The 25394-nt window shown below is 35.5% G+C and carries 21 protein-coding genes and 1 pseudogene; 9 read left to right on the top strand and 13 right to left on the bottom strand.

Annotated elements, in window-relative coordinates; all coding sequences use genetic code 11:
- Positions 1–163 precede the first annotated feature (163 nt).
- Positions 164–2176, top strand: a complete 2013-nt coding sequence (locus tag ACFFHF_RS19660; protein ID WP_377058884.1) for a LysM peptidoglycan-binding domain-containing protein — start codon at positions 164–166, stop codon at positions 2174–2176.
- 225 nt (positions 2177–2401) lie between these two features.
- Here ACFFHF_RS19660 and ACFFHF_RS19655 read toward each other — a convergent pair.
- A pseudogene (locus ACFFHF_RS19655) lies at positions 2402–2620 on the bottom strand (glutaredoxin family protein); the annotation flags it as partial.
- Between the two features lie 268 nt (positions 2621–2888).
- Here ACFFHF_RS19655 and ACFFHF_RS19650 point away from each other — a divergent pair.
- Together ACFFHF_RS19650 and ACFFHF_RS19645 are read left to right on the top strand one after the other, a co-directional pair.
- On the top strand, positions 2889–3650 hold the full coding sequence (locus ACFFHF_RS19650) for a DUF8832 domain-containing protein (protein WP_340906772.1): 762 nt from the start codon (positions 2889–2891) through the stop codon (positions 3648–3650).
- Between the two features lie 88 nt (positions 3651–3738).
- The gene (locus ACFFHF_RS19645) at positions 3739–5166 is read left to right on the top strand and encodes an MATE family efflux transporter (RefSeq protein ID WP_377058894.1); all 1428 of its coding nucleotides are present in this window, start codon (positions 3739–3741) and stop codon (positions 5164–5166) included.
- Positions 5167–5175: 9 nt separating this feature from the next.
- Here ACFFHF_RS19645 and ACFFHF_RS19640 read toward each other — a convergent pair whose 3' ends face one another.
- The 3 genes from ACFFHF_RS19640 to ACFFHF_RS19630 all read right to left on the bottom strand — a co-directional run bounded on the left by ACFFHF_RS19640 (position 5176) and on the right by ACFFHF_RS19630 (position 7012).
- Positions 5176–5331: a hypothetical protein gene (locus ACFFHF_RS19640; protein ID WP_340906773.1), complete on the bottom strand. Its 156-nt coding sequence runs from the start codon at positions 5329–5331 to the stop codon at positions 5176–5178.
- A 427-nt stretch (positions 5332–5758) separates the two neighbouring features.
- A complete protein-coding gene (locus ACFFHF_RS19635) occupies positions 5759–5950 on the bottom strand; it encodes a DUF2187 family protein (RefSeq protein ID WP_340906775.1) in 192 nt (63 codons plus the stop codon).
- A 147-nt stretch (positions 5951–6097) separates the two neighbouring features.
- Positions 6098–7012 carry a F510_1955 family glycosylhydrolase gene (locus tag ACFFHF_RS19630; protein WP_377058883.1) on the bottom strand — a complete coding sequence of 305 codons (915 nt, stop codon included), beginning with the start codon at positions 7010–7012 and terminating at the stop codon, positions 6098–6100.
- 422 nt (positions 7013–7434) lie between these two features.
- On the opposite strand from ACFFHF_RS19630, the gene ACFFHF_RS19625 reads away from it, so the two are divergent.
- The 3 genes from ACFFHF_RS19625 to ACFFHF_RS19615 all read left to right on the top strand — a co-directional run bounded on the left by ACFFHF_RS19625 (position 7435) and on the right by ACFFHF_RS19615 (position 10345).
- Positions 7435–8799 carry an ATP-binding protein gene (locus ACFFHF_RS19625; RefSeq protein ID WP_377058882.1) on the top strand — a complete coding sequence of 455 codons (1365 nt, stop codon included), beginning with the start codon at positions 7435–7437 and terminating at the stop codon, positions 8797–8799.
- A gap of 103 nt (positions 8800–8902) precedes the next feature.
- Positions 8903–9505 carry a TVP38/TMEM64 family protein gene (locus ACFFHF_RS19620; protein WP_377058881.1) on the top strand — a complete coding sequence of 201 codons (603 nt, stop codon included), beginning with the start codon at positions 8903–8905 and terminating at the stop codon, positions 9503–9505.
- 426 nt (positions 9506–9931) lie between these two features.
- Complete coding sequence (locus tag ACFFHF_RS19615; protein ID WP_377058880.1) at positions 9932–10345, top strand: cupredoxin domain-containing protein; 414 nt, start codon at positions 9932–9934, stop codon at positions 10343–10345.
- 288 nt (positions 10346–10633) lie between these two features.
- Here the strand turns inward: ACFFHF_RS19615 and ACFFHF_RS19610 are convergent.
- The 4 genes from ACFFHF_RS19610 to ACFFHF_RS19595 all read right to left on the bottom strand — a co-directional run bounded on the left by ACFFHF_RS19610 (position 10634) and on the right by ACFFHF_RS19595 (position 14733).
- A protein-coding gene (locus ACFFHF_RS19610) for an IS3 family transposase (protein ID WP_377058879.1) occupies positions 10634–11967 on the bottom strand; the annotation gives its coding sequence in 2 pieces (ribosomal slippage) (positions 10634–11595 and positions 11595–11967; 1335 coding nt in all).
- A 108-nt stretch (positions 11968–12075) separates the two neighbouring features.
- A protein-coding gene (locus ACFFHF_RS19605) for an IS3 family transposase (protein WP_377058878.1) occupies positions 12076–13415 on the bottom strand; the annotation gives its coding sequence in 2 pieces (ribosomal slippage) (positions 12076–13043 and positions 13043–13415; 1341 coding nt in all).
- Between the two features lie 165 nt (positions 13416–13580).
- Positions 13581–14105, bottom strand: coding sequence for a thiol-disulfide oxidoreductase ResA (gene resA, locus ACFFHF_RS19600; RefSeq protein ID WP_377058876.1), 525 nt, complete (start codon positions 14103–14105; stop codon positions 13581–13583).
- Positions 14106–14223: 118 nt separating this feature from the next.
- On the bottom strand, positions 14224–14733 hold the full coding sequence (locus ACFFHF_RS19595) for a GNAT family N-acetyltransferase (protein WP_340906783.1): 510 nt from the start codon (positions 14731–14733) through the stop codon (positions 14224–14226).
- 527 nt (positions 14734–15260) lie between these two features.
- On the opposite strand from ACFFHF_RS19595, the gene ACFFHF_RS19590 reads away from it, so the two are divergent.
- Both ACFFHF_RS19590 and ACFFHF_RS19585 read left to right on the top strand, forming a co-directional pair.
- The gene (locus ACFFHF_RS19590) at positions 15261–16355 is read left to right on the top strand and encodes a D-alanyl-D-alanine carboxypeptidase family protein (protein ID WP_340906785.1); all 1095 of its coding nucleotides are present in this window, start codon (positions 15261–15263) and stop codon (positions 16353–16355) included.
- 264 nt (positions 16356–16619) lie between these two features.
- Complete coding sequence (locus ACFFHF_RS19585) at positions 16620–18191, top strand: multicopper oxidase family protein (protein ID WP_377058875.1); 1572 nt, start codon at positions 16620–16622, stop codon at positions 18189–18191.
- Positions 18192–18364: 173 nt separating this feature from the next.
- Here the strand turns inward: ACFFHF_RS19585 and ACFFHF_RS19580 are convergent, their stop codons facing one another.
- Positions 18365–19339 carry a F510_1955 family glycosylhydrolase gene (locus ACFFHF_RS19580; protein WP_377058874.1) on the bottom strand — a complete coding sequence of 325 codons (975 nt, stop codon included), beginning with the start codon at positions 19337–19339 and terminating at the stop codon, positions 18365–18367.
- A 578-nt stretch (positions 19340–19917) separates the two neighbouring features.
- Between ACFFHF_RS19580 and ACFFHF_RS19575 the strand changes: the two genes are divergently transcribed.
- Complete coding sequence (locus ACFFHF_RS19575) at positions 19918–21609, top strand: methyl-accepting chemotaxis protein (RefSeq protein WP_340906789.1); 1692 nt, start codon at positions 19918–19920, stop codon at positions 21607–21609.
- Between the two features lie 238 nt (positions 21610–21847).
- Here the strand turns inward: ACFFHF_RS19575 and ACFFHF_RS19570 are convergent, their stop codons facing one another.
- From ACFFHF_RS19570 to ACFFHF_RS19555, 4 genes are all read right to left on the bottom strand, one after another.
- Entirely contained in the window at positions 21848–22513 is a 666-nt protein-coding gene (locus ACFFHF_RS19570; protein ID WP_340906790.1) for a hypothetical protein, read from the bottom strand.
- Positions 22514–22728: 215 nt separating this feature from the next.
- On the bottom strand, positions 22729–23466 hold the full coding sequence (locus ACFFHF_RS19565) for a hypothetical protein (RefSeq protein WP_160549842.1): 738 nt from the start codon (positions 23464–23466) through the stop codon (positions 22729–22731).
- 11 nt (positions 23467–23477) lie between these two features.
- Positions 23478–24023, bottom strand: coding sequence for a redoxin domain-containing protein (locus ACFFHF_RS19560; protein WP_160549843.1), 546 nt, complete (start codon positions 24021–24023; stop codon positions 23478–23480).
- Between the two features lie 671 nt (positions 24024–24694).
- Positions 24695–25009: a four-helix bundle copper-binding protein gene (locus tag ACFFHF_RS19555; RefSeq protein WP_340906793.1), complete on the bottom strand. Its 315-nt coding sequence runs from the start codon at positions 25007–25009 to the stop codon at positions 24695–24697.
- Between the last annotated feature and the right edge of the window lie 385 nt (positions 25010–25394).

Below are 25394 nucleotides of genomic sequence, written 5' to 3'. Positions count from 1 at the left end.
ATTGGTACGTTCATATTAATTAACTGCTATCTCTCAATCAATCTTATATTCGTACTGTTGGCTAAATTATTATTTGTGCTGAGAAATTCACTTAAAGAAGAATGAGTTATGTAATTTTTTAAGAAACTATTTTAAATCACTATTTTAAGGAGCTGGAGACAGTATGGACAATTTTAAGAGGTATGAGATTAGGTTGATAAAAAGTGACGAGTACGAAATTGTTATTTACTTAGCCGATCACTTATCGGAGTTTGCTAATGAATTAGGCACGTTACCTAGAGAAAGAAAAGATGTAGTTGCGCTAGCAAAACAGATTATTGGAGAACGCTACCCTAATATCAAGGTTACGATGGTAAAAGTTATCATTGGTGGAATTGCAGTTACATCTCTTCCTTTAATGGGTGGGGATGAATCTTCTGTACAAGCAGCCACTTCTACAGCATCCACTAATCAAGTATCACAAGATGGCTCGATATATTATCAGGTTAATTCTGGTGACACCCTTTGGAGTGTATCGAGGAATTTTAATACAACGGTTAATAATATTAAACGAGCAAACAGTTTAACTTCTGATATCTTACAACTTAATCAGAGACTGATTATTCCAAAAGCATTCCATAAAGTAGAAAAAGGTGACTATTTAACAGTACTTGCAAGAGACTACAGAACTACGGTTAATGCTATTAAGGAAGCCAATCGTTTAACTAGTGATAGTATCCAGCTTGGGCAAGTATTGATTATCCCAGTGTTGATTGAGGGACAAACTATACTTCAACCAACAACTTCGCCCCCTACACAACCCACACAAACAAATACGTATACTGTGGTCGCCGGTGACACTTTATATTCCATTGTTCAACGCTTTGGTACAACATTAGAAGCTATACGTGCTACAAATAATTTAACTACTGACTTGTTGACAATTGGACAAACCTTGACACTACCCCCAAACACACCTGCACCAACAGCACCTATCCCGGAACAGGTTACCAGGAATTATACGGTTGTTGGAGGAGACAGTTTATCCGTGATTGCAAAGCGTTTTGGAACGACAGTAGAGGCATTGCGAAGTGCTAACTACTTAACAACGGATTTATTAAAAATTGGGCAGGTCTTAGTCATACCTAGTAGGAATACAACAACTGAAATTCCAGCAGGTGCGAATGAACAAGCTACACCAACTGCCCCATCAACATATACAGTAGTCGCAGGGGACAATTTATGGAATATCGCGCAACGATTTGGAACTACCGTCGCACTTATTAGAAGTACAAATAATCTAGGAACCGATTTATTGCGAATTGGGCAAATACTTAACATACCAACAAGAACAAACGAGACACAACCAACACCAAGTCTTGAACCTAATGAAACTAAAACGCCAACTCCGATTACTAATACCGAAGAACGATATACGTTTACTTATTCTGTGAGATCAGGAGATACACTTTCTGTTATCGCCCAACGGTTTGGAGTATCAGTTGATAATATTCGTTCAACCAATAACTTGAACTCAGATATCTTACAGGTAGGACAAGCTTTAACCATACCAAACGGCATTAATGCACCAGCTCAAACTAGCGAAAATACATTGACCTATTTAACACACACTGTAGTATCAGGGGATAATATTTGGGACTTAAGTGTCCGTTACGGAATTCCACAGAGTGAACTTTTACGAGTAAATAATTTAACGATCACCAGTATGCTTACATTAGGACAGAGGCTTAAAATTCCAGTTCATAATATTGCCGTAAAACCAGTTGTAAGCGAAAAGCACGGTGAATTTTTGGATTGGTGGACCGAGGCCCAGTATGTTTTCACTATCGGAAAAACAGTAAAGGTTACAGATTTGGCAACAGGGAAGTTTTTCAATATTACCCGCACTATTGGTGCAAACCATGCTGACAGTGAAACGCCTACCATTAATGACACTAACATTGCTAAGTCTATATGGGGAGGTTATTCATGGACACCTAGAGCTGTTATTCTCGAAATAGAAGGTAGAAAAATTGCTGCTAGCATGAGCTTTATGCCTCATGATCGTGAATATATCGCTAATAACGGTATAACCGGGCATTTCGATGTGTATTTTAGTAACTCTACACGTCACGTAGATGGGAAACCCGACGCCTCTCATCAAGCCCAAGTTGAGCGGGCAGCAGGCCTAAGATAAAATCAAAGAAGAGCTCCCTTCGAAAAGGGAGTTCTTCTTTGTAAGGGTCGTTTTCTGAATTTTCTTCTTCCAATTCCCAGTTACCTATCAATAGTGAGAAAAAAATACAAAATTCTTCTAAAATCTCAATTAAATATCGGGAACGTTTATCTCCATTTTTATAGGTTGTAAATAACCAACTACTTACCAGACGTAATAGTTAAACTCAGCCTTTTAGAAAAAAAATTACGTAAGGAGCAGTTGTTCAATTTGCTGTTGATTTATTTCAAACCCAATAAATATTTGTGTTTTGTTAAACAAACCGGAAAATCCCTTCTTTTTTAAAATAAAAGCAGGAACAATTCGCACACCTGTACGATCAATCATTTCTGCTTCTTTTTCAGGGAGTATTGTAAGATCATATTCAGTGTAAGCAATATGGTGTTGCGAAAGAAACTCCTTCGCTACCTTACAATCTAGTCAAGTTGGTCTTGTATATAATTCAATCGACATCTTTGACATCCTTAACACTCCTTTCCCTATTATTATTATTGATTTATAAATGGGAAATACTCATCTGTTAAAAAAGGGGCATTGTTCAGAGGCCACCTTTATGTACCCCCATTCTTTCTTATACATCTTGTCCAGAAATACAAGTTAAAGGTCAAGAGAAATTGAATTAAGTGGAGTTACAATAGAAGTTAACGGTCATGCTATAAAAGAGGTGATAAATATGAATGTAGAACACGGACATGATCATAACAAAATTGATCTTAAACACAATGATTACAGTATTGATAGCGAATTAAATGTAGAATGGAAGGTCTATCCTGAAAAAACCATACCTAACAAAGATGTAGAAATCTCCATAACCATTAAAGACAAACATGGATATTCTGCTACTTCCTTTGCTGTTATTCATGAGAAACAAATGCATTTATTAGCAATAAGTAAAGACCTGTCATCCTTTCAGCACCTTCATCCTGAGTACAGGGGTGAGGGGCAATTTGTGGTGAAAACTCAATTCCCTAAAGCAGGCAGTTATAGATTATTTGCAGACTTCATGCCGGAAAATGGCTCCCAGCAGTTAGCAACTTTTGATATACAGACCACAGGTAAAGAAACCAAAGAGATGATTATACCAGACAAAGAATTTAATAAAACAGTTAATGACTTGCACTTCGAGCTTAAATTTAAGGCTTTGACAGCACACCAACATTTACAGATGGCTTTTACAGTAAAAGATGCTAATAGTATGGAACCAATTGAACTTGAAACATATCTTGGTTCTGCAGGTCACGTGGTGATTGTTAGCGAAGATTTAGAAATTTTCTTGCATGTTCACCCTACTGATGAAACCAGTATAGAGCAAACTGTCTCATACACGACTTCATTTCCAGCACCTGGTATTTATAAGATGTGGGGGCAATTTAAATTTAAGGGTAACTTGTATACGGTTCCTTTTGTGATCCCTGTTCCTCATGAACTAATCTAGAAAAGCACACCTGGCACCTGTTTGCTTTTCTTAATGTTAATAATACTTATTTTCCTGACAAAAAGGAGGATAGATCTTGAAGGGACATATGAATTCCAAAAAAGTTATGGAAGCAGACACTGATAAATCCCGGCTGAAACTAATTATAATCCTCGCCATACCAGCTGTAATCGAAAATTTCTTTCAAACTGCCCTTGGCTTTGTTGATACGTTTTTTGTTTCAAAAATTGACTTGGCTGCGGTATCTGCTGTTGGGGTAACCAATGCCATTCTTGCAATATATTTTGCCCTATTCATGGCCATTGGGGTAGCTGCAAATGTTCGAATTGCCAATTTCCTTGGAGCAAATCTTCCAGAAAAAGCCCGCCACATTTCACAGCAATCGATTTTATTAGCCATTCTGTGCGGTTTACTTACTGGCGTCCTTACACTATTTTTTTCGGAACCGTTGCTAAAACTGATGGGAATTGAAGAGAATGTACTGGAGGTTGGTTCCTTATACTTTAAAATTGTCGGTATTTCATCAATCCTTATGTCATTGATGTTTGTCATGAGCGCTATATTAAGAGGAGCAGGGGATACACGTTCTCCTATGTACGTCAGCATTATTATAAATGTCCTGCATGCTTTTCTCGACTATGTGCTAATATTTGGCTTTTTGTTTATCCCGGAAATGGGGATAATTGGTGCAGCTTTATCAACTGTCTTTTCAAGATTTGTGGGAAGTGTTCTTCTATTTTTCTATATAAACCGTTCAAATGTACTTGTTTTTCGTAGGGATTACTGGAAGCCAGATAAAGTTCACTTGAAGGAACTTATGACCCTCGGAACTCCAGCAGCGGGTGAACGGTTATTAATGAGAGCAGGTCAAATTGTATATTTTGGGTTTGTAGTTGCTCTGGGTACCAATGCTTTTGCTGCTCATCAAATTGCAGGAAATGTTGAGGTATTTTCTTATATGATTGGCTATGGTTTTTCTACTGCAACGACTATCCTTGTCGGTCAGCAAATAGGAGCAGGAAATTATGAAGAGGCCAAAAATTACACTAAGCTTTCGACTTATCTAGCCTTTAGCTCAATGGTTGTTCTTGGGGTTTTGCTATTCTTCCTCGGCGACTGGGCGGCATCCTTCTTTACAAAAGAACAGGCCGTTATCAATGATATCGGTACTGCTCTAAAGATTTCAGGTATTTTCCAGCCCTTCTTGGCTATCCTGTTAGTTTTGACGGGAGCATTCCAGGGTGCGAATAACACTAAATACCCTATGTACCTAACGGCTGTCGGAATATGGGCCGTTCGTACTGTTCTAGTCTATTTACTCGGTATTAGATTTGAATGGGGACTTGCAGGAGTATGGATTGCAATAGGTCTCGATATTGCCTTTCGTGCAATCGTCTTGATGGTCAAATTTAAAAGCGGAAAATGGGTTAGGCTTGGAGATGCTCCAGAGCCCGAGGCACACTGCCATCCACAATCAACAAAGGAAAATATGTCTTCATGTGCTAACAACTATTAAAAATATCGGTTAAGTTCCAACACCAAACCAGACTGCTGTCAATTCCATTTCAGTACGAAGCGGACTTGTGACAGCAGTGATTTTCTTTATTAAACGGCCGTTGTATCTACTATCAATGGATACGAAACTTATTAGTTTGGCTAAATAAATCAAGAAATACCGCATTGGCTAGTGGTAACTCTCCCCAGGCAAAAAGCCTTTTGCTCCTGCTTTTTTCCCTGTTTAAATGTCCCTGTTGTATCTCCGAACATATCTATCTAAATCAAAATGTTTAAATATTAAAGGAATCGAGTACGAACTCTTTCTTCTTACCGTTTTCTTAAAGATATTTACTTTCCTATTTGTAATGTACAAGAGATCACAATTTATTTCTCAAATGAAAATACACAGTATTAGGTGGTTTTCTTATTCAAAGGAGTTATGTTTTGCGTTTTTCTGGTAAGCCTATAAATTATCGTACTAAATTATGAATCTGAACTAACCATGAGGATACGATCATCGTCTGGAGCTGTATACTGCGCATGAGGATGTTATAGGGGTTGAAATAACATAAATAAACCTAAATCCTCCTTCTTACTTCTTAGAAAGCCAATTATTCAATAACAATATAATTTGAATGACTAACCACTGTTTTATTATTTACATAATTTAATTTACTAGCATCGTCATATGATATTTCAACAATCACACTATTATCTCTCACACTTTCAACTAACCCTATTAAAAGGTAACCTTCTCTAACAAACTCAATCTGATCATTAATTTTTGCTTTAGTTTTTTTCATGAAATCACTCCTATAAAATGAAATAAACAATTTTATTTCTATTTTCACCTGATTGTTTTCCTACCTTACCTCCACATAGAGTCGAGAATTTTATAGACAGCTAAAGACAAATAAACGTATAAATAAAAGTTTAATTAAAATGAAGTTTTAATCTAGTTTTCCATATGATGAAATTTTGGTCCATTCCTTTCCTCTGTTTAATGAAAGGAAAATGTCATCCCTTAATGTTGTAATAGTAATTTCCTCTCTATTATTGGGGTTTGTAGATATATTTGTTATTGGATTTTCTTTTAGAAGTTCCGGCAAAGAAATCCTACTTACTTGACTTGAATCCATACTCATTTCATTCAAGAAAATATCCTCTCCTTCAATTGATGAATAAATAAGGGAGTTTTCCTCTACATAGACAGTTGTAATCATATTTGGTTCGCTAAGGAGCTTGAAATTATCACCGAAATCACTTGAATAGAACAAACCCTCTTTTGTAGAAACTGCAATAATATTAGGTTCTGAAGGATGCGCAGCAATCCTTGAAACTGCTTTGGTGTTAAGACCATAGAGTAGGCTTTGTGTCCATGTAACCCCCATATCAACTGAGTAGTAAAGACCTTTATTTAATTTTTGATTGGGTATTTCATTAATGACATATAGACTTTGCTGATTGTAGCCGGCAGTGAGGTGGCTAAAATCTGTTTCACCATAAAATTGCCAAAATTCTATAGATTTTCCTTCATCGACACTCCTTACAATACCCAGTGGAGTTTTGATGTTTGAGTTAGAAGATTGGTAACCACTTGAATAAAATCCGTTACTCATTGCTTCAAATGCAATGTAATCGTGTTTATTATATCTGTCTTCAAACCAATTATCGTCAACATATTTAACTAAACCTTCATGTGTTGCTATATACAACTCACTCTCATTTCCCACATAACCTATACCATGTATATGGCTAATTTTTATTTCCTTTGCTGGTTTAAAGGAGGAGATTAATGTATTTTCTTTTGTACAACCTACTAAAAAGATGCCAATCAAAGTTGTTAAAAGAATCCCTACTTTCATCTTTACATCTCCCTATGTTTATTATTTAGAATCTAGCAATACATGTGAGGCATAAAAAAAATCCAAAAAAGACTTGCTTAAAGAATGATCTGTTCTTTATTCGGAAATTCATCTATATTTTTCCAATCTAATTAGAATAACTTTAACTGTAAACACGGTATTTATAGTTTTATTGTTCCGAAATTTCCACTAAAAAATATGTATAGGAATTTTTCATTAATGTGAGTGCACATCCATTATAATGTATAATTTTGGAGAAAATGTGGAGAAAGAAATATTTGTTTTAACGACTCTAATGCAATTGAAAAACTTTCTTTATAACACTGAAATATATATTAATAATCAATTGATAACAATTTCTGCATAATTTCTTGAAAATCTTACAGTAAAATAAGGTGATATGACGAAATGGGTGATTTTTCTTGAAAAAGCTTTCAGTTAAGCTAGGTATTGTCTTTTTCTTTATTATTTTCGGACTCGAAACTTTTATGTTTTTTTTCCTTCATTCTGCATTGGTTGATTCCAGGGTTAAGGAGGAAATTTATGCATTACAAACTAGAGGAAACTCTCATAGGGCCATTCTTGAAATGCATTTTGATACACCAACTCTTAACCATGTTGCCCTAATGGAATCTGAAGCAGATACTGACGTGGTCATAACTGATGCCTCCAATAAGATTTTGGCATCTTCGGCTGAGAGTCAACATTTTTACAAATATTTCAAGAAACAACCCACGAGCCTTCCACGCCAAGGGAGAATACTCGAAGAGAATTGGAGGAAAAAACCATTTATTTCAACAGTAACTCCAATAAAAACAGATGAACAGGTCATAGGGTATGTTTATATGTTCCAGGACACAGAATCTGTCCAAACGTTAATCAAACGTTTGAATGACCACTTCCTTTTAGCTGGATTGATATTGGTCATATTAACCTTTATTATTATCATTCTGCTTTCAAAAGCACTTACCAAACCACTAATTGAAATGAAAGAGGCTACGTCCAAAATCAGCAAAGGAAACTTTCTAGTCACTCTTCCGAAAACAGGAGATGATGAACTTGGTGACCTTGGAAAATCAATTGAGTTGCTCGCAAAGGAACTTAATTATCTCACACGTGAACGAAATGATTTTCTTGCAAGCATCTCGCATGAACTTCGAACGCCGTTAACGTATATTAAAGGTTATGCAGATATAGTTTTGAAACGGAAACTCTCAGAGGAAGAGAATCAAAAATACCTTCACATCATCCTTGACGAGACAAAACGGCTATCCGATTTGATAAAGGATTTGTTCGAACTTGCAAAAATAGACAAAAATCAATTTGTTATTCAAAAACAAAAAATTAACCTTGGGGAGTTTTTAGCGAAAATTGATCAAAAGCTATCCCCCGCTTTTGGTGAAAAGAATATGACGCTCCATATTTTCTGTCCTGAGGATGCCAATTTATTCGCGGATCCCCTTAGATTGGAACAAATCATTTTTAATTTACTTGATAATTCTATTAAGTATTCTCCTGAAGGAGCCCGAACCGATTTGATTGTTTCCAGAAAAAAACATAAAGTCCAAATCACGATTAGTGATAATGGAAAAGGGATCCCAGAAGAAGATATTCCTTATATTTTTAATCGTTTCTACCGTGTAGATAAGTCCAGAACCCGCTCTCTAGGAGGAACAGGACTCGGGCTTGCGATAGTAAGAGATTTGGTACATGCACATGGTGGCACTATTGAAGTAAAGAGCAAAGAAAATTCAGGCACGGAATTCAATTTGATTTTTAGGGGCTAAAACATGGAAAGCTTATTGTTTGTTGTCTTAAACCATATAGTATTGACTTATTTTTTTATATAACAATTTAATGAAAATATTCGCAATACTAGGTTTGTGAGCTGTGCTGACGAAATTCGCCGTGGTTACAAAGGGGTTAATGAAAATAGAAATGGAAGAACATTTACTCGAGTGTTTACCTAAAAATCCTATACTTATAGTCTTAATTAGTTTGACTCTAAATATCATTGTTGCCGTCTCGGGTGTGCTTCCGAGCGCATTTCTTACTGCTGCAAATATTGCTCTATTTGACTTTAGATCAGGTCTCATCCTATCCATAATAGGCGAAGCTGTAGGAGCAATAATTAGTTTTATCCTTTATCGAAAAGGACTGTCCAAACTAACAAGCCATGTTCAACTCAACAATAAGCTATTAAAAAAGCTACAAGCCACAAAAGGTGTTGAGGCCTTTCTTTTGGTAGTAATCCTAAGAATAATGCCTTTTGTTCCCTCCGGGGTAGTGACCTTGGCTGCTGCATACAGCAAAATGGCACTAATATCTTTCTGCCTTGCTAGCACATTAGGAAAAGTACCCGCTTTGTTTATTGAAGCGTACAGTGTTGATAGACTTCTCGATTTAAGTACAGAGTGGCAGATTTTCTCATTAGTATTGGGACTTTCATTATTCACTTTGTATTATTGGGTAAGAAAAAGAAAGCATGCCTAAAAATACGTTACCTTAACCCGAGCAAGATTATCCTCATATACCTGGTATGCCTACAGCCGATGCTCTGTCCACAGCACCGGCCCCTCCGGAAGCATAAAGAAAATTGATATCTCGCTAACCACTGTTTAAAGCACACCAAATGATAAATATAGTTAGAATAAATTTATTGTTTATCTTTTGATATTTCACCAAGTTCCCCCATTAAATTAAATTATCCTCATGTTTTGTATAAGAAAAATTTGATAAATTTCCATTACATAAACAATAAAAAAGATTGAATTCCCATTCCTCCTTCAAAAAACACGTCAAACAAAAAATAAATTTGTTTATAAAGTAAATGTTCACATAATTGTCACTCTTTTTCGATAAAAAATAGATACTTTTTAATTACGATTGTCGTTGAAAAGTTAAAAGGGAGGAATTGGCTTGAAAAAAAAGGGGTTCTTATCACTACTATTTTTAGGTTTGGTTTTACTGCTTGCAGCATGTAGTGGAAATGAAAGTAGTGAGCCAAATAATAATGAAGAAACTGCAGAAAATCAGACAAGTGAACAATCAGAAGATACGGGTTCTCAGGATGCTTCAACTATTAATATCACAGCAAGTAACTGGGAATTTGATCAGTCAGAAATTACTGTTAAAGCCGGTGAAGAAGTGAACATTGCTCTTACAAATAGTGAAGGATATCATGGACTAGCAATTGATGAATTTGATATTGATATTCAAGGAGATGGGACGGCGACATTTACACCTGAAGAACCAGGTGAATATAAGATATATTGTAGTGTTCCGTGTGGTAATGGACACGCTACCATGGTGGCAACCTTAATTGTAGTATAAACTGTACTTAACAGTATTAGTTATCCATAAGGGTTTTATCCTACTAATACTATAATAGTTAAGTAGCTCTTTTTATGTAATAAATATAAGGATTTATTATGGTTATTATGGAATTAAAATTCTGATTCTTTGACCCTTTCTTCCATTAGTAAGTTTACCTACACTGTGTGCCATCTGTAATGGAAGTAAAATTTGTAACATGGTTATTAAAAAAATCCTATAAAGAGAAAAGGGTATCCAACTAAATATGAACTGAGCCCCATTTCACGGACAGTTTAAAAAAGGTGCTTAAGCTGCTAATAGATGACTCCGGTATTGTACCGGAGTCATCTTCTTTAAGCCCCACTGATAACGATGATTGTTATATTCCTCAATAACTCGATTAACTTCTGCACTTACTTCTGCTAGATTCTCACAGGACTTATACTCGGCGAGATCTTTAAAATGCCCAAAGAATGCTTCCATTGGTGCGTTGTCCCAACAGTTACCCTTGCGGGACATTGACTGTTTTAGCCCGAGGTTTTTCACCTTCATTTGAAACACAGGATGAGTATAATGGAAACCCTGATCTGAATGTAAGATTGCTTCAGGGTGGAAGTGTTTATTTACTGCCATTTCTAGCTTTTTAAGTGTCTTATAGACAATATCCATTTCCAAGGATGTTGATAAATAATGTGCCAAGATTTCTTTGGTTGATCCATCCTTTATACATGACAAATAAGCTTTCTGTCCTTTTCCATAATAAATATATGTAATATCTGTAAGCAATACTTTCCCTGGTTCTTCTTGGTTAAAGTTACGATCTAGAAGATTAGGACAGGTGCGGTGTTCCTGGGTCGCTTTTACCATCTTTCGATATGGATTGGCCCTTCTAATTTTAGTTATTAGGCTATACTTAGCCATAAGTCTTCTGATTTTCTTATGGTTCATTACTGCCGAATAATCATTTTCCATAATCATTTTGATTTGAAGGGCACCAACCTTCTCTTTCTTAGAAAGAAAGATTCTCCTGATTAGTTCAATATCCAGTTCGTCCTGTTCATTACGAATCTCCCTTGAAGGAGTAGCCTTAAGCCAATCATAATAGCCACTTCGGCTTACCCCGGCTAGCTTACACAGATAAGTGACAGCGTGCTTCAATTTGTGTTCTCTTATAGTCTTTTCAATCAGATAGAACTTTTCAGCTGGTGCTAGAAGCGTTTCTTCTTCAACACCTGCCTTTCTAGTTCTTCGAGCTTTTTTAAGAAATCTACTTCAGCTTCTAAAAATTTTATCCTAGCTTCTGCTTTCTTTAGTTGTTCCTCTACAGAAAGTGACCTTGAAGAAGGTCTCCCTGTACTTCCTTTCCCTCGGCGTTCAGTGAGGAAGCCTTCTTCCCCATACTTATCAAAAGTTTCCTTCCACCTTAAAAGACAGCGACCAGGTAGCTTTTTACCTATAATATCTAGGTTGAACCCATTCTCAAGAAAGATTTGAGAAGGACTTTTACCTAGCTTATATTCTTGTACTGCTTTTATTTTGAATTCAGCTTTATATGTAATGGATTTGTCGGATGCATGAATGATATTTGGATTCTTCTCTAATTCTTTTATTTGATATTCTGTATATAAATTCTTGGCCATGATAAATCCCCCGTTTTCGTATGAATTCATTATAAACGGGATTTTTTCTTAAAAGATAAAAAACCCCGAATATAATCTGTACCCCTTGTAAAGGACATTTTAAAAAAGCTAGGCTACTTTAAGAAGATGATCTCTGTATTCGACAGGGGTCATCTTTTTCATATTCCATTGATATCTGTTGTGATTATAGTAGTGGATGGCAGCTTTCACTTCTTGTTTAAGTTCTTCTAAGGTTTCACATGATTTTATATCAGCCAAGTCCTTAAAATGACCAAAGAATGATTCCTGTGGGGCGTTGTCCCAACAGTTCCCCCTTCTGGACATGGATTGTCCCAACTTGAATTTTTTCACCAGCTTTTGATATATAGGGCTGGTATAGTGACCTCCCTGATCAGAGTGTATATAGGCTCCTTTAGCTAATTTTATTCTCCTGTTTCTCTTTAACTTCTTAAGTGTGTCCGTAGCGATATCAAGGGTAACTCGATCAGAGAGCTGATGAGCTAACACTTCATTGGTGGAAGCGTCAATAATGGTTGATAAATACGCCCTTTTGCCTTTACCGAAATATAGGTAGGTGATATCCGTAAGCAGGACTTTATAGGGTATTCCTTGTTTGAATTCCCTGTTAAGCAGATTCGGGACGACCTTGTGCTCCTGGGTAGCCTTCATGATGCGTTTGTAGGGATTCGTTCTCCTAAAGGGGCTCTCAATTCCGTATTTCTTCATAATTCTTCTGATTCTCTTGAGGTTGAAGACAACACCAAACTGACCTGCCAATACCATCTTAATTTGGCGAGCCCCTTTTTTACGGTTCTTAAAATTGTATGCTTTTAAAACCAAGTTCCTGAGGGCTTCATCCTTTTTCTCCTGATCATTCCTTCGCTCAACTTGTTTAGCTGAAAAATAGTTATAGTAACCTTGACGTGAAACACCAGCTGTTTTACAGAGGTGAGAAACCATCCCTTTTAGATTGTACTTTTCGATGACTGAATGAATAAGGGTATATTTTTGGTCAGCCGATAACTTTACTTCTCCCTCTTTTTTAGCCCCCTTTCGGCGAATCGTATCTTTTTTAATAGTTCATTCTCTGCTTTCAACAGGTTATTTTCGGCCTCTAATCTTGCATACTTTTCTTCGATAGAAAGTTCTCTTTCCCTTGGTCTGCCTGAGTTTCCTGACCTTGTATCACGAAGGCCCAGAACCCCGTGCTTCCGATAAGCTTCTCGCCACCTTTTGCCTGAAGACTCAATCCGTACGATTCCAATTACCTCTATATCGAACCCACAGTCTTCAAATATCTCTCTCGGAAACTTCCCCTGGTCATATTGTGTTATAAAGAGCTCCTTAAACTCATCTGAATAGGTAATTCCTTTGGGACTTACTGACTTCACATAGGGATTTTTAGCTAGTAATTCAATCTCTTTTTCCGATAATAATTTTTTACTCATACTTTCTCTCCCGTACTATTTTTAATCTATTGTACATAAAAAGACCCTGTGCAGCAGACTTTTTTAATGTGTCTACTACACAGGGTACAGTTTAATAAGGGGCACCTTTTTTTAATAGTGACCGTTATTCGGGGTATAGTTCAATATTTGGATACCCTCTCTCTTTTATGATGGGGAAATGGATGTCAGGTGATTAATAATATCTTGCTCAGTCAAAGTACCTGTCATAGAATCAACTATTTTTCCTTCGGCATCTATTAAAACAGTGGTTGGAATTGGACCAATGTTATATAAATCTACTATTTCACTTTTACGGTCCATAAGGATTGGAAACGATAATCCATGCCTCTCGACAAATGTAGAAACCGAAAGATCACTCTCTCCTATATTTACTGCAAGAATCTCAACATTCTTCTCTTTGAATTTAGAATATTGGTTCTCCATATAAGGCATTTCTTTTTCACATGGTTTACACCAGGTTCCCCAGAAGTTTAGAAAAACTCCCTTGCCTTTTAATTCGGATAGTCTTACTTCCTTCCCATCAAGTGTTTGTAAAACAAAGTCAGGTGCATCCGAACCTTTTTTAATATCGCCTTTTTCTTTAGTGAAATTAGCATATACTGTAAAAACAACTGCAAATAAGAGAACACATAAAATAACAGTACGGAAACCTTGTCTTTTATTTTTCAAGAAACTCCTCTCCTTACTCACTATGCAATAAAAATCAATTACAAAATATATATTTTCACAAACCAGTAAGACTTTCAGATTTCAAAGTACCCTTTGTTATATTATCTAATTACTTTTATTAATCTTTGATTGATAGTTGAAAGGCTTTTACAATTATTCCATCATCCGCGGGCTGAAAGTCATATTTTGGTATCCTCACAAATCCAAGTCGATTATATAGCCTCATGGCGGTTATCATAAAATCTGCTGTATGTAAACCAACATGTTGGTAACCTTTCGTTTTCACTCTAACTATGCATTCTTTTATTAAGGCTTCAGCAATCCCTTGACCTCTATATTCCTCATTAACAGCGAGCATTCTTATTTCAGGATAATCTAACATATCAGTAAACCCATCATAGACATCTGATTTTGAAGGGAATATAGCAACACTTCCTACTATTTTACCATCTAGTTCAGCGGCTAATAGTTCTACACCTGGTTGTTCGTCAGTGTCCGATGAAATTGCTTTCTTTAGAGCTTCCCAATGCCCTTTAGGTATACTATTTTCATGTTCTTCATATGCCTTAACTCTTTCCCTTCGAATTATTTCAACTTCATTGCTTGCAGCCTTTCGAATTTTTACCATTTGTATACCCTCCTCTTTTTCAATCAAATTTTTAATATAAGTGGATTATAAAGTCTTAGATACTGATAAAAAATCTAAAAATCTATAAATATCAACCCAATATTCCAGTGTCCACTACTTATTGCTCTTCATCCTATGAAACAAAATAGGATATATTTTTTTCACTGTTTGTTTGTAATGAAAAAGCACCCCAAAAAATAAAGGGTGCTTTAAGGGGGTGTCCTAGATTTTAATCATATCATCTACTTTTGCAGAAACTATGGATTTTTAAACATATTTAAAATTAATATAATTAATACAAGTTGTATTGTTTCTATAGGAATCCTTCCAAATTTAAATAAAAACTATCTTAGAAAAAAGTAAAGGAAGTTAATATAGTTTTAGTTCATATTTTCCCTAGAATGTACATACAGATTTACTAGACAAAAAAATACATTCTACTAGAATTCTAAAAAATTTAAAGTCTAGTTTCACTTAACATTCATCTTAATAATTAATTAAAGCAAAAGAAACTTGGGGGAATCAAATTGAAAGCCTACATTATTAATAAACCATTGATCGTTATTACACTGATTTTTGTATTTTTGTTTATATTTAGTGAAAGAATCTATGCTCAAGAGCATTCATATCAGGAAATAAATGCGGATTCTTATATAGTAATAGATAGTAAAACTGGTGAAATCATAATAGAAAAAAATATGAATAAACAACAATTTCCTGCAAGCATAACCAAAATAATAACAGCTATTATAGCTATTCAGGAACGAGATATAAATGAAACGGTAACAATTTCTGAACACGCACAGAATACGGAAGGTACCAGTCTCTCATTAATAGCTGGTGATAGAATCTCTTTAAAGGATCTACTATATGGAATCATGTTACATTCTGGTAACGATGGTGCTGTAGCAATTGCTGAACACATCTCGAATAGTGAAATGGAATTTGCAAAGAAAATGACGTCTTTTGCAAGATCAATTGGAGCGAATAATACCCAATTTACAAATGCAAGTGGACTCCCTAATAACAATCACTATACTACAGCGTATGATATGGCAATTATTACTCGATATGCAATGAAGAACAATGTTTTTAAAGAAATTGTACAACATAAACAGTATACCTGGGATAGTCATTTCTGGAGAAACGACTTAATGGAACATGAAAAGATTGATGCCTCAAAATTAGGGATACCATGGGAAGGCGATCCGAAAATTGTTAATCATAATCTTTTACTTGATTTGTATGAAGGAGCGACCGGGATTAAAAATGGGTTCACTCATGAAGCAAGGTACACTTTAGTAGGTTCAGCTAAAAAAAAGGGGACGGAATTAATTGCCGTACTTCTAAAATCTAAGGATTCTGATACAGCATACAAAGACATGACTAACCTGTTAGATAGTGGGTTTAAAGTAATTGAGGAGAATTCAAATAATTTAGCTGTCAACCAAGAAGATGAATTATTACGTAATCAGGGACAATTGAGTAACCCAGAAAAAGAAACAGTCAAAAAACAAAGTAATATTAAAGCCATGATGAATAATTTCTACACATTACCATTGACGGTGTTAATAGTTTCTTTGATTATCCTACTTATAATAAAAAGAAAGCAAAATAGGTAGTTTTTAATATTGGTTTGATTCTAATTTAAATTCTTTTAAGAATAAACTAACAATCATTCCTTTTAGAAAATTGAATAGGCTTTCCATTACCCATCAACTAAGGAGCGTTTATCTCGCTCCCCTCTCCTTTTATTTGTTCTTGATTGAAGAATTCAAATAAATTTTATGTATTTTACCCTCTTTTAAATTTTTGTGGAAAATTCATAATTTCTGCATGTATTTTTGTTACCATCAACAATATGAAAAATATTGGAGGTGGCTTCGATGAAGCTTAAATATGTAGCTTTTCTTTTTTTCTTAGTCCTTATATTAGGAGCATGTTCTAACCAGAGCAATACTGATGAAGGGACAAAAAGTGAGGAAAAACCAACCACTACAGGAGTAGTGACGACCAGTACACAAGTACTGACAGGCAATGAAATTTCATTGGTTGCAAAAGAAGCAGATCACCAATTAACTACTGACGTAAAAGTAGATGCTTGGACTTTTAATGGTTCTGTACCTGGTTCACAAATACGTGTTAAAGAGGGTGAACAAGTAAAGATTACATTAAAAAATGAATTGCCAGATCCTGTATCAATACACTGGCATGGTCTTCCAGTTCCTAATGAGATGGATGGTATACCAGGCGTAACTCAAAACGCTGTTCAGCCTGGTGAAACATTCACTTATGAGTTCACAGCCTCAGTAAAAGGGACATATATGTACCATACTCACCAGGACGGTGTAAAACAGCTTGATAAAGGTCTTTATGGATCCTTTATCGTTGAGCCTGAAGAAACAACATATGACCGAGATTATACTCTCATGCTTGATGAATGGATGAGTAATCCAGATGAAGCTTCAATGGAAGAAATGGGAGATATGGAGGGTATGGATCATAGCAACATGTCTGGCATGAGTTCCGAAGACAATTCAGAAGAAAACGAAGATCGTAGTGACGGTGGCATGGAAGCAATGGAACACAGTATGGATAGCTATGACATCTTCACCATTAATGGAAAAAGCGGGGATTTGATTGAGCCTCTTAAGGTGAAGGAAGGCGAAAAGGTTCGAATTCGTCTAGCCAACATAGGATTCATGTCTCACAAATTCCATCTACACGGACACAAGTTTAAAGTGGTAGCTATCGATGGGCAAGAATTAAATGAACCACAGGAAATCGAGGATGAATTATTAACAATTGCACCTGGGGAACGGTATGATATTGAATTTGTCGCTGATAATCCAGGTGAATGGTTCCTAGAATGTCACGGCGACATGGAAGGCACGGATGGTATGAAAACAAAGATTCAATACGAAGGAAATACGAAATCAACTGATGAATCGAATCAAAGTGAAAACCTTCCAGAGTTCACTTTCACTAATTACGGTGTTGCAAAGGATGGAGAATTTACGCTAGACCAAAACTTTGATTTAGAGTACACCATGAATCTGAATACAGAAATGGATAATAGTGAGATGGTGTATACCATCAATGGAAAAACCTTCCCTGATACAGAAAATATAGTGGTTAAAGAAGGTGACAACGTCAAGGTTAAGTTAGTTAATAATTCGGAATCAGATGATCATCCAATGCATCTTCATGGACAGTTCTTCCAAGTTCTTAGCAAAAATGGTAAGCCAATCGAGGGCTCTCCTATCATAAAAGATACAATTAACTTAAAACCTGGTGAAGAATATGAAATTGCATTCAAGGCTGATAATCCAGGAAACTGGCTTTTCCACTGTCATGACTTGCATCATGCTTCAGCTGGTATGGTAACGTTAGTAACGTATGAGGGCTTTAAGCCAACCTTCACACCTGATCCAGAAGCTGGAAATAAACCAGAATAACAGTACTAGCGGTCGCTTAAATAGTGACCGCTTTTTTTGATATTAAGAGAAATGAAAGCAAATATTAGTTAGCTACAAACAAAAGCCTTCAGTATTTAATATATCTGAAGGCTTTTGCATTGCTATTCAATATATTTTCAGAGTGCATTTTTTGTGTAACAAAAAGACATACTTTATTGAATCTTCCCATCCTCTACAAGTAGATTCCATTTATTTGATCCATCAGTTGACTGATATATATTACCGTTAAATGTAACAATAAAGATCTCTGATTCTTTTTGAGGGTTCTGAGCAATGTTCATGATCGCATCCTCCTTTAATTCAGGAAGCGGTAAATCCTCTTCAGTCCCTCCTTGTAACGTTCGTTTTACAAGTACTGCGCTCCCATTATATCCCCCATAGAATAGGGCATCCTCTGTAAAGTACACTGAAGTTCCTTGTAGTCCCTCACTGATCAGGGTAAAACTCTCTGCCTTATCCTCAGATAGATATACTCCCTGCATACCTACAGCCGCAACTAAATTAGCATTTGTTGGATGCACGGCAATGCTTAAGATTTGGTCTTCCAACCCCTTTGCACTGACTTTTTTCCACGTTTTAGCCTTATCCTCACTCAAATAGAACGAATTTTCTTCCATCAATGAATTTTTTTGACCATTTAATAATACTATTGTCTCATTTTTAAAACCTACTCCCATTGCATGAAAGTCGGATTCACCTTCAAGGGTAAGGGACTCCAAAGTTTGACCCCCATTAGTCGTTTGAATTATCCCAATAGGATTTGGTAGAGTGGAATCAGAACCTGGATGACCACTTGAGTAGAATCCGTTTTCAGTAGCATTAAAGCCCATATAATCATTATTCTCTTCTTTTGTCTTATACCAATTTCCATTATCCAAAATCTTCAAACCATCATGAGCTGCAAAATAAACGGCACCCTGACTCCCTGCATATCCCATCCCATGGATATGGTCAATATCTCCATCGAATGCCTCATAAAAATTATTGGAAGCAATACTAGTTGAAGAATTTTCAATCTCTTTTGTTTGCTCATTACTACTTTGTCCTTCTCCAGTGTCCTCCTGATTACATGCTGTTAATGCAGTAATCATTGCAAATGCTCCTAAAGCAATTAATATTTTCTTCATTTTAGTCATCTCCTAGTTATTCCGAAATTTATTTAATTCCAAACTCTAATCATTATATAGAAATAGAGGCCCTATCTAGCATTAAATTTTATTATTAATTGTTATATCCCCTTCCTTTAAATCTTCCAATGCTACTTTTATCTAATTTTTAATAACATATTTCTCACCTAGCACTTCTTACCCACTAAGAAAGTTAAATCCTTAAGTACCAAAAATCTTTTTACTCTTTCGTAACCATCATTGTATGAAGTTCTTTTTATTCTTTCAATTCCCAAATTAAAACTAATTTTTACTATATCGTTAAATTATCGAGAAAGTGTGCAGGCGAATATTCTTCACTATTTGACTAATACATATTTAATCAATAGAAGCCTATATAAAAAAAAACACTCGTTGCATCAACTGAAGTAGATTAATAAAAGTCTTACATTTTCTATTTGTATTAATTTTTTCTCCATATTATGAGAATGAATTGGGACTTTAAACTCAAACGTCCAAGAAATATTGTGACTATCTTCATATTTTTTGGACATTTTTATTATATTCTTAGGATAAATACTATAAAGGAGAAAACATATATGAAAATGAATCTTCAAAAGAAAATGTTTGGCGGTTTTTTTATAATAGTTTTACTGTTAGGATTGGTTTCAGCTATTGGATTATATGAAATTACCTCTGTTAATAAATTATATAGTGACCTGGTGGATGAACGCGCTCTAAAGGCAATGATAACAAAAGACATGATGTCCACGGTAAATGGACAGCAAAAGTCTTTTATTAGTTATCTTCTTACTGGAAATGATGAGGATTTAAAAGCTTATCAAAATGCAGAAAAGGACTATGAAGAATTAAAAAACACACTAGGATCTCTCATATCCTCTGATGCAGAAAAAGAGCTTTTCGTAGAAATGAATGAAATGAATGCTCATTATGCAGAAACTACAGTTCAATTACTCACACTTAAAAGAGAGAACAATAAAGAGGAATATACTCGCATTGCTTCTGAACAAGGTGCGGAGCATGGAGATGAATTCATGAGGTCTGCCTCAGAAATGGCTAATTTACAGGAGGAACTGTTAGAGAAGGAACATCAGACTACAACACAAAAGGTTAAGAATATAAAAATACTAACTTTAATTATTAGCTTAATAGCTCTTATATCAGGTATTTTCATTGCACTTTATATGGGTAGGATTATAACAAAACCCGTTTTGAAAATTGCCCGTGTAGCCGAACAGATTGCGGAAGGAAACCTAACCATTGATGACCTACTGATTAATAATAGAGATGAGATTGGAGATCTAGCCCTTTCTTTTAATAAAATGAAGAAAAATCTCCATAGTTTAATCCAGCAGGTCGCCCTTAGTTCAACAGAAGTAGCTGCTTCTTCCCAAGAACTTACCATAGTTGCAAAGGAGACAACAGAGTCAGCAAATCAAATAGCAGCCTCTGTCCAGGAAGTATCTATTCGATCTGAAGCAGCGTTGGAAGGAACAAAGGAGAGTGTAAAAGCTATGGGGGCAGTTGCAAGTGATGTACAACGAATTGCTGAAACGGCCACTATGGTTTCTAATTCATCCGTTAGCGCCTCTCAACAAGCTAATAAAGGCAATGAAGAAATACAAAAGGCAGTATACCAAATGAATTTGATTGATCAATCCGTCCGAAATATTGCCTCTGTTATTGAACAATTGGGATCAAGGACTTCTCAAATAGGAGAAATTATCGATGCCATTACCGATATTTCATCTCAGACTCAATTATTAGCTTTGAACGCTACTATTGAATCCGCGAGGGCTGGGGAACATGGAAAGGGTTTTGCAGTGGTAGCAAATGAAGTACGCAAATTGGCGGAGCAATCGGCTGAATCTGCAGATATGGTAGCTAAGCTTATTAAAGGGATACAGGACGATACCGTATCCGCTGTTCAAGTAATGAGCAGGGGGACAAAAGAAGTAAACACAGGGTTGCTGATGGTAACCAAAGCGGGTGAGGCCTTTCAAACTATTTACACAGCTATTCAAGATGTAGCAGAACAAACACAACAAGTATCGACTGCTTCTCAACAAATCTTTAAGACCACCAAACAAGTGGCAGCTTCAGAGGAAAATGTAGCAAGGCTTGTCAATCAATCTGCAGGGAATGCTCAAACAGTTGCATTATCTTCTCAACAACAATTAACTTGTCTAGAGAATATAGCATGCTCAGCATACTCATTACGTAATATGTCCGAGACTTTACAAAAAACAATAAACAATTTTAAGATTTAAAAAAATGAAGAGGTGCCCTGAAGCACCTCTTTTTTCTAAAATCTTATTAGTTTAAATCTTATAAATCCGATAAGTTATATTCTTAAATAGTTTTCTCTCCCTTGATAATCTTTCTATTCTCCTTAATTCGGATTAAGTAATCTCCTAAAGTGTAGACATATGATAATGACATATTACCTCTGTATGGATCTACTCGTTAAGGAGCATAGATTGCTAACATAACAACGTATTTAGAAGTTTAATCTTGATTCACAAGAGCTTTTCTAGCCTTGGCTCGATTTCTTAATACAGTAAGAAAAAAAACACCCCATTGTATTAAGAATAGGATAATAACGAATACTAGAAACGGTTTTTGAAACCAGTTGGCATTACCGATTCGATAGAAAAAGAGAAAATAGGCAGTATGCGCCACTACTAGTATATATAATATGCTGCTCTTTTGCTGAACATAATCCCATGCTGGCTTACCCAGAAGTTTCACTGATTTGTTATTCGAAATAAGTGTTAGGAGGAACACATACACCAATCCAATTAAACCAAGAAGGTTAGCAAGAGTAAACCCAGAATCAAAAAACAATTGACCTGTAGCTTGATCAAAACCTGCTATGGTTCTGATAGGCTCCCATTGGAACCAGCCATCGAATAGTATATATACATGAATAATTGCCGTCAACGCACTCCAGATACCCATTTCACGGCGCCATGGTCTATAAGAAATAAAGAATCGATTTATCTTGCCCAAAGGACCAATCACGAGAGTCAATAATAGTAATAACAATGAAACATCAGCAAAAGCTCGATTCCAAGCATGCATTGGGTCCCATCCAGAGCGAGATAAGAAAAATAAGTATACTGCTATGATAGAAAACAACCCTACAACCAAATTTCTTTTCAAAGTTTTCAATGAAAATCTAACTCCCCTTTTCTATTATTGGATTTGAAAGTATCTGGGATTAAACTCTTATGGTAAGTAAGTGCAGTGGACTCTTTTTTAGAATAAAGCTACCGATTATTACCTGTAGGCTATTATATAGTTTTATTAATTTTGACAACCCATTGTAGTATATTATTACGGTCTCCCATATCCATGTTAATATGAGACTCTAGATTCTGTGCTTTTTAGTTTATAAACTGAGTTTCGTCCTTCTCCACTGTTTTATTGGACTTAAATACTGCAATTCCGAATAAAAGCAATATTAAATGTAACAATTGATTAAAAGACAGGCCAATTAGGACAATGTCTTGGTGAATAAAAAAGGATGTAAGCAAGCCAATTGCACCGATACCAATGGATGATTGAGAAAAATTGATTCCCGTACCGACGTTAGCTTTGAGCCTCAAAATATAAAAAGTTAAAAAAGCGAATAACACTGCACGGTAATAACCAATTGGGTGATAGTTAACTTCTGAATTTGCTAAGCTTTTTCCCCAAGGCAGGGTGGTTTCAAATCCAATACCTGGAACTAGAAGGCTATATATAAACACAAAAGGAAGTATTCCGAAAGGAAGAACATCAAAGAAATAATAAAAAGGCATATTGCCCTTCTTTAATTTATAGCCCAAATACAGACACGAACTAAAAATGGCAAAGATAATTGTCTTTTCACTACCGCTAATAAACAGAATCGATAATGGATTTGTCCACAAAACACTAGGATTAAAAAAGACACCGCCAAATTTCCAGACAACAATTCCTATAAATAGAGTACCAGCAAGTACATCAGAGAACACTTCAGGTTCAATATTCAATTTGTTCATTTTGTACCTTAATAGGAAATAGCCTATTACAGCACTAAGCAGAACTGCAATCAGTTGATATTTCACCATAAATGGGCCTAATTGAATAATTTCATTCATATAACGTCCACCTATTCTTTCGCTAATTTTTCAAATTTATCTTCAAATAATTCAACACCCCCAAAACCCAATATCTGATCAACGATAATACCATCTCTGTTGACAAAGTATGTAGTGGGAATTGCTGTCACCCTATACATATCTGAAACCTTGTTATCCGTGTCCAACAACACCGGAAATTGGAAACCATAAGAATCAGCAAATTTTTTAGCAGCTTCTTTTGAATCCCCTTCTGTAAGATTCACTGCAAATATTTCGACTTTATCATTATATTTTTGATAGAGTTTCACTAGTTCTGGAGCTTCCACTTTACAAGGTCCGCACCAGGAAGCCCAAAAATTTATTACCAGCGGTTTAGAGACTTCATCCGTTGAATATTGCTTTCCATCCAAACCCGTTAAGGAAAAACTAGGTCTCTGAAAATTCTTTTGAGGTAGTTGTTCAGTATTTACAGTGCTTTTTGAGATAGACTGAAACTTTGTAATCTCTTTGTTTACAGTAAATACAAAAGCCCATAGTAGCAAACCAAGTAAAACAATTTTAATCGTTTTTTTCATAAGAAACCCCTCTCTTATTAGAAAATTTTTAAAAACAAATAAATTCGTTAAAACAATCTAAATCAAGAATGATTAATCTTAGTGATCATTTAAAATATAAACACATTTGATATATCGCTGATTGAGCCTCGGTCCAGAATTTCACCATAAAAAAGTCAATATAAAAAACAGAATAGATAAGCTCATAACATAATACATATCATTTACAAAAAATCTCCACTCTGGTTACTTACTAGATTATGAAATTTAGTGAAAAGCAAATTATGAGTATGTAAATATTTATTTTGAATTCACCGGTTATTTCGTAAAATCGTCCCTTAAGACACCAGTTATTTAGTAAACAACCCAAAGCTGAACAACAGGGTGAAATATGCGGTAGGAAGCTAGCACCATTTCTTCCTTCCGTAAACAGTGGGGATATAACTATCATACTTGGTAAATATAGAGAAACCATGCAGAAATGATAGTAACGGTGGAAACTTTGGAAACCTTACTTCTATACCTTTAGAGCCAGATGTATTATCCAGTAAATATCTAATCGATTTTGAACAATTAGATAGTAAGTAGTATGTAAAAAAAAACGACCCCTTACAGCTGAGTACCTGCTCCCAAAGGAATACTTCAGCATTCAAGAGGCCGTCTTTTCTTTTTAAAGAAAATATTTCAAGTGATTAAGATGCCATTCTACGGCATTCATCTGCACATCTGAAGCAGACTTCAGCGCATTTCTGGCAGTGATCATGGTTATGTTTCTTACATTCGTTTCCACAGGCCTCACAAATATCAGCACATAACTGACAGATTTGCTGGATAAAGGGACTATTCGTTTGCATTGCTTTTGCAGCAAACTCACACATATCAGCACATAGGCGATCCATGCGGATACAATCTGCCATCATATGATTTTCTTTCAAACAAGCATCGAAGCAAACATTACACGCTTCCATACATTCCAAGCATGCTTTAATACATTGTTCATGGTTCATATTTAATACACCTCCTTTTGTCCATTACGACTTTAAGTTTTCCCTTGGTTTAGTGTTTTAAACTACATAAAAACTGCATATTTATTCCCGTTGTTTCAACATTTCTTCAGGAAAAATTAAAATCTTGAAACTACATCTATTCCCAATGACAGTAAGGAAAAGGTTGTTATTTCTCACCCATTATTCGTCACTTGATGTTTAATCAAAACACTACAAATTTTTATTCATGGATTTATTATTTCCCTAGGTTCTTCATGAATGCCATTAAGACATATATGCACAAACCTTGCAGAATACAATAAAAAGAGCCCTTTTTAATTAAAAAATAGGCCCAGTAAAAATCATCCAACTAATCATTTCATTTATAAAATTTTCTTAGGGAATT

Source organism: Robertmurraya beringensis (assembly GCF_042433785.1).
In the GTDB taxonomy this organism is placed as follows: Bacteria; Bacillota; Bacilli; order Bacillales; family Cytobacillaceae; genus Robertmurraya_A; species Robertmurraya_A beringensis.
This window is presented reverse-complemented; position numbering and strand designations above follow the sequence as displayed.

Bases quoted from the DNA above. Each gene is read 5' to 3' on its own strand.
- ACFFHF_RS19660 (WP_377058884.1), top strand. From the start codon at position 164: ATGGACAATTTTAAGAGGTATGAGATTAGGTTGATAAAAAGTGACGAG.
- ACFFHF_RS19650 (WP_340906772.1), top strand. From the start codon at position 2,889: ATGAATGTAGAACACGGACATGATCATAACAAAATTGATCTTAAACAC.
- ACFFHF_RS19645 (WP_377058894.1), top strand. From the start codon at position 3,739: ATGAATTCCAAAAAAGTTATGGAAGCAGACACTGATAAATCCCGGCTG.
- ACFFHF_RS19640 (WP_340906773.1), bottom strand. From the start codon at position 5,331: ATGCGGTATTTCTTGATTTATTTAGCCAAACTAATAAGTTTCGTATCC.
- ACFFHF_RS19635 (WP_340906775.1), bottom strand. From the start codon at position 5,950: ATGAAAAAAACTAAAGCAAAAATTAATGATCAGATTGAGTTTGTTAGA.
- ACFFHF_RS19630 (WP_377058883.1), bottom strand. From the start codon at position 7,012: ATGAAAGTAGGGATTCTTTTAACAACTTTGATTGGCATCTTTTTAGTA.
- ACFFHF_RS19595 (WP_340906783.1), bottom strand. From the start codon at position 14,733: ATGGTAAAAATTCGAAAGGCTGCAAGCAATGAAGTTGAAATAATTCGA.
- ACFFHF_RS19585 (WP_377058875.1), top strand. From the start codon at position 16,620: ATGAAGCTTAAATATGTAGCTTTTCTTTTTTTCTTAGTCCTTATATTA.
- ACFFHF_RS19580 (WP_377058874.1), bottom strand. From the start codon at position 19,339: ATGAAGAAAATATTAATTGCTTTAGGAGCATTTGCAATGATTACTGCA.
- ACFFHF_RS19575 (WP_340906789.1), top strand. From the start codon at position 19,918: ATGAAAATGAATCTTCAAAAGAAAATGTTTGGCGGTTTTTTTATAATA.
- ACFFHF_RS19565 (WP_160549842.1), bottom strand. From the start codon at position 23,466: ATGAATGAAATTATTCAATTAGGCCCATTTATGGTGAAATATCAACTG.
- ACFFHF_RS19560 (WP_160549843.1), bottom strand. From the start codon at position 24,023: ATGAAAAAAACGATTAAAATTGTTTTACTTGGTTTGCTACTATGGGCT.
- ACFFHF_RS19555 (WP_340906793.1), bottom strand. From the start codon at position 25,009: ATGAACCATGAACAATGTATTAAAGCATGCTTGGAATGTATGGAAGCG.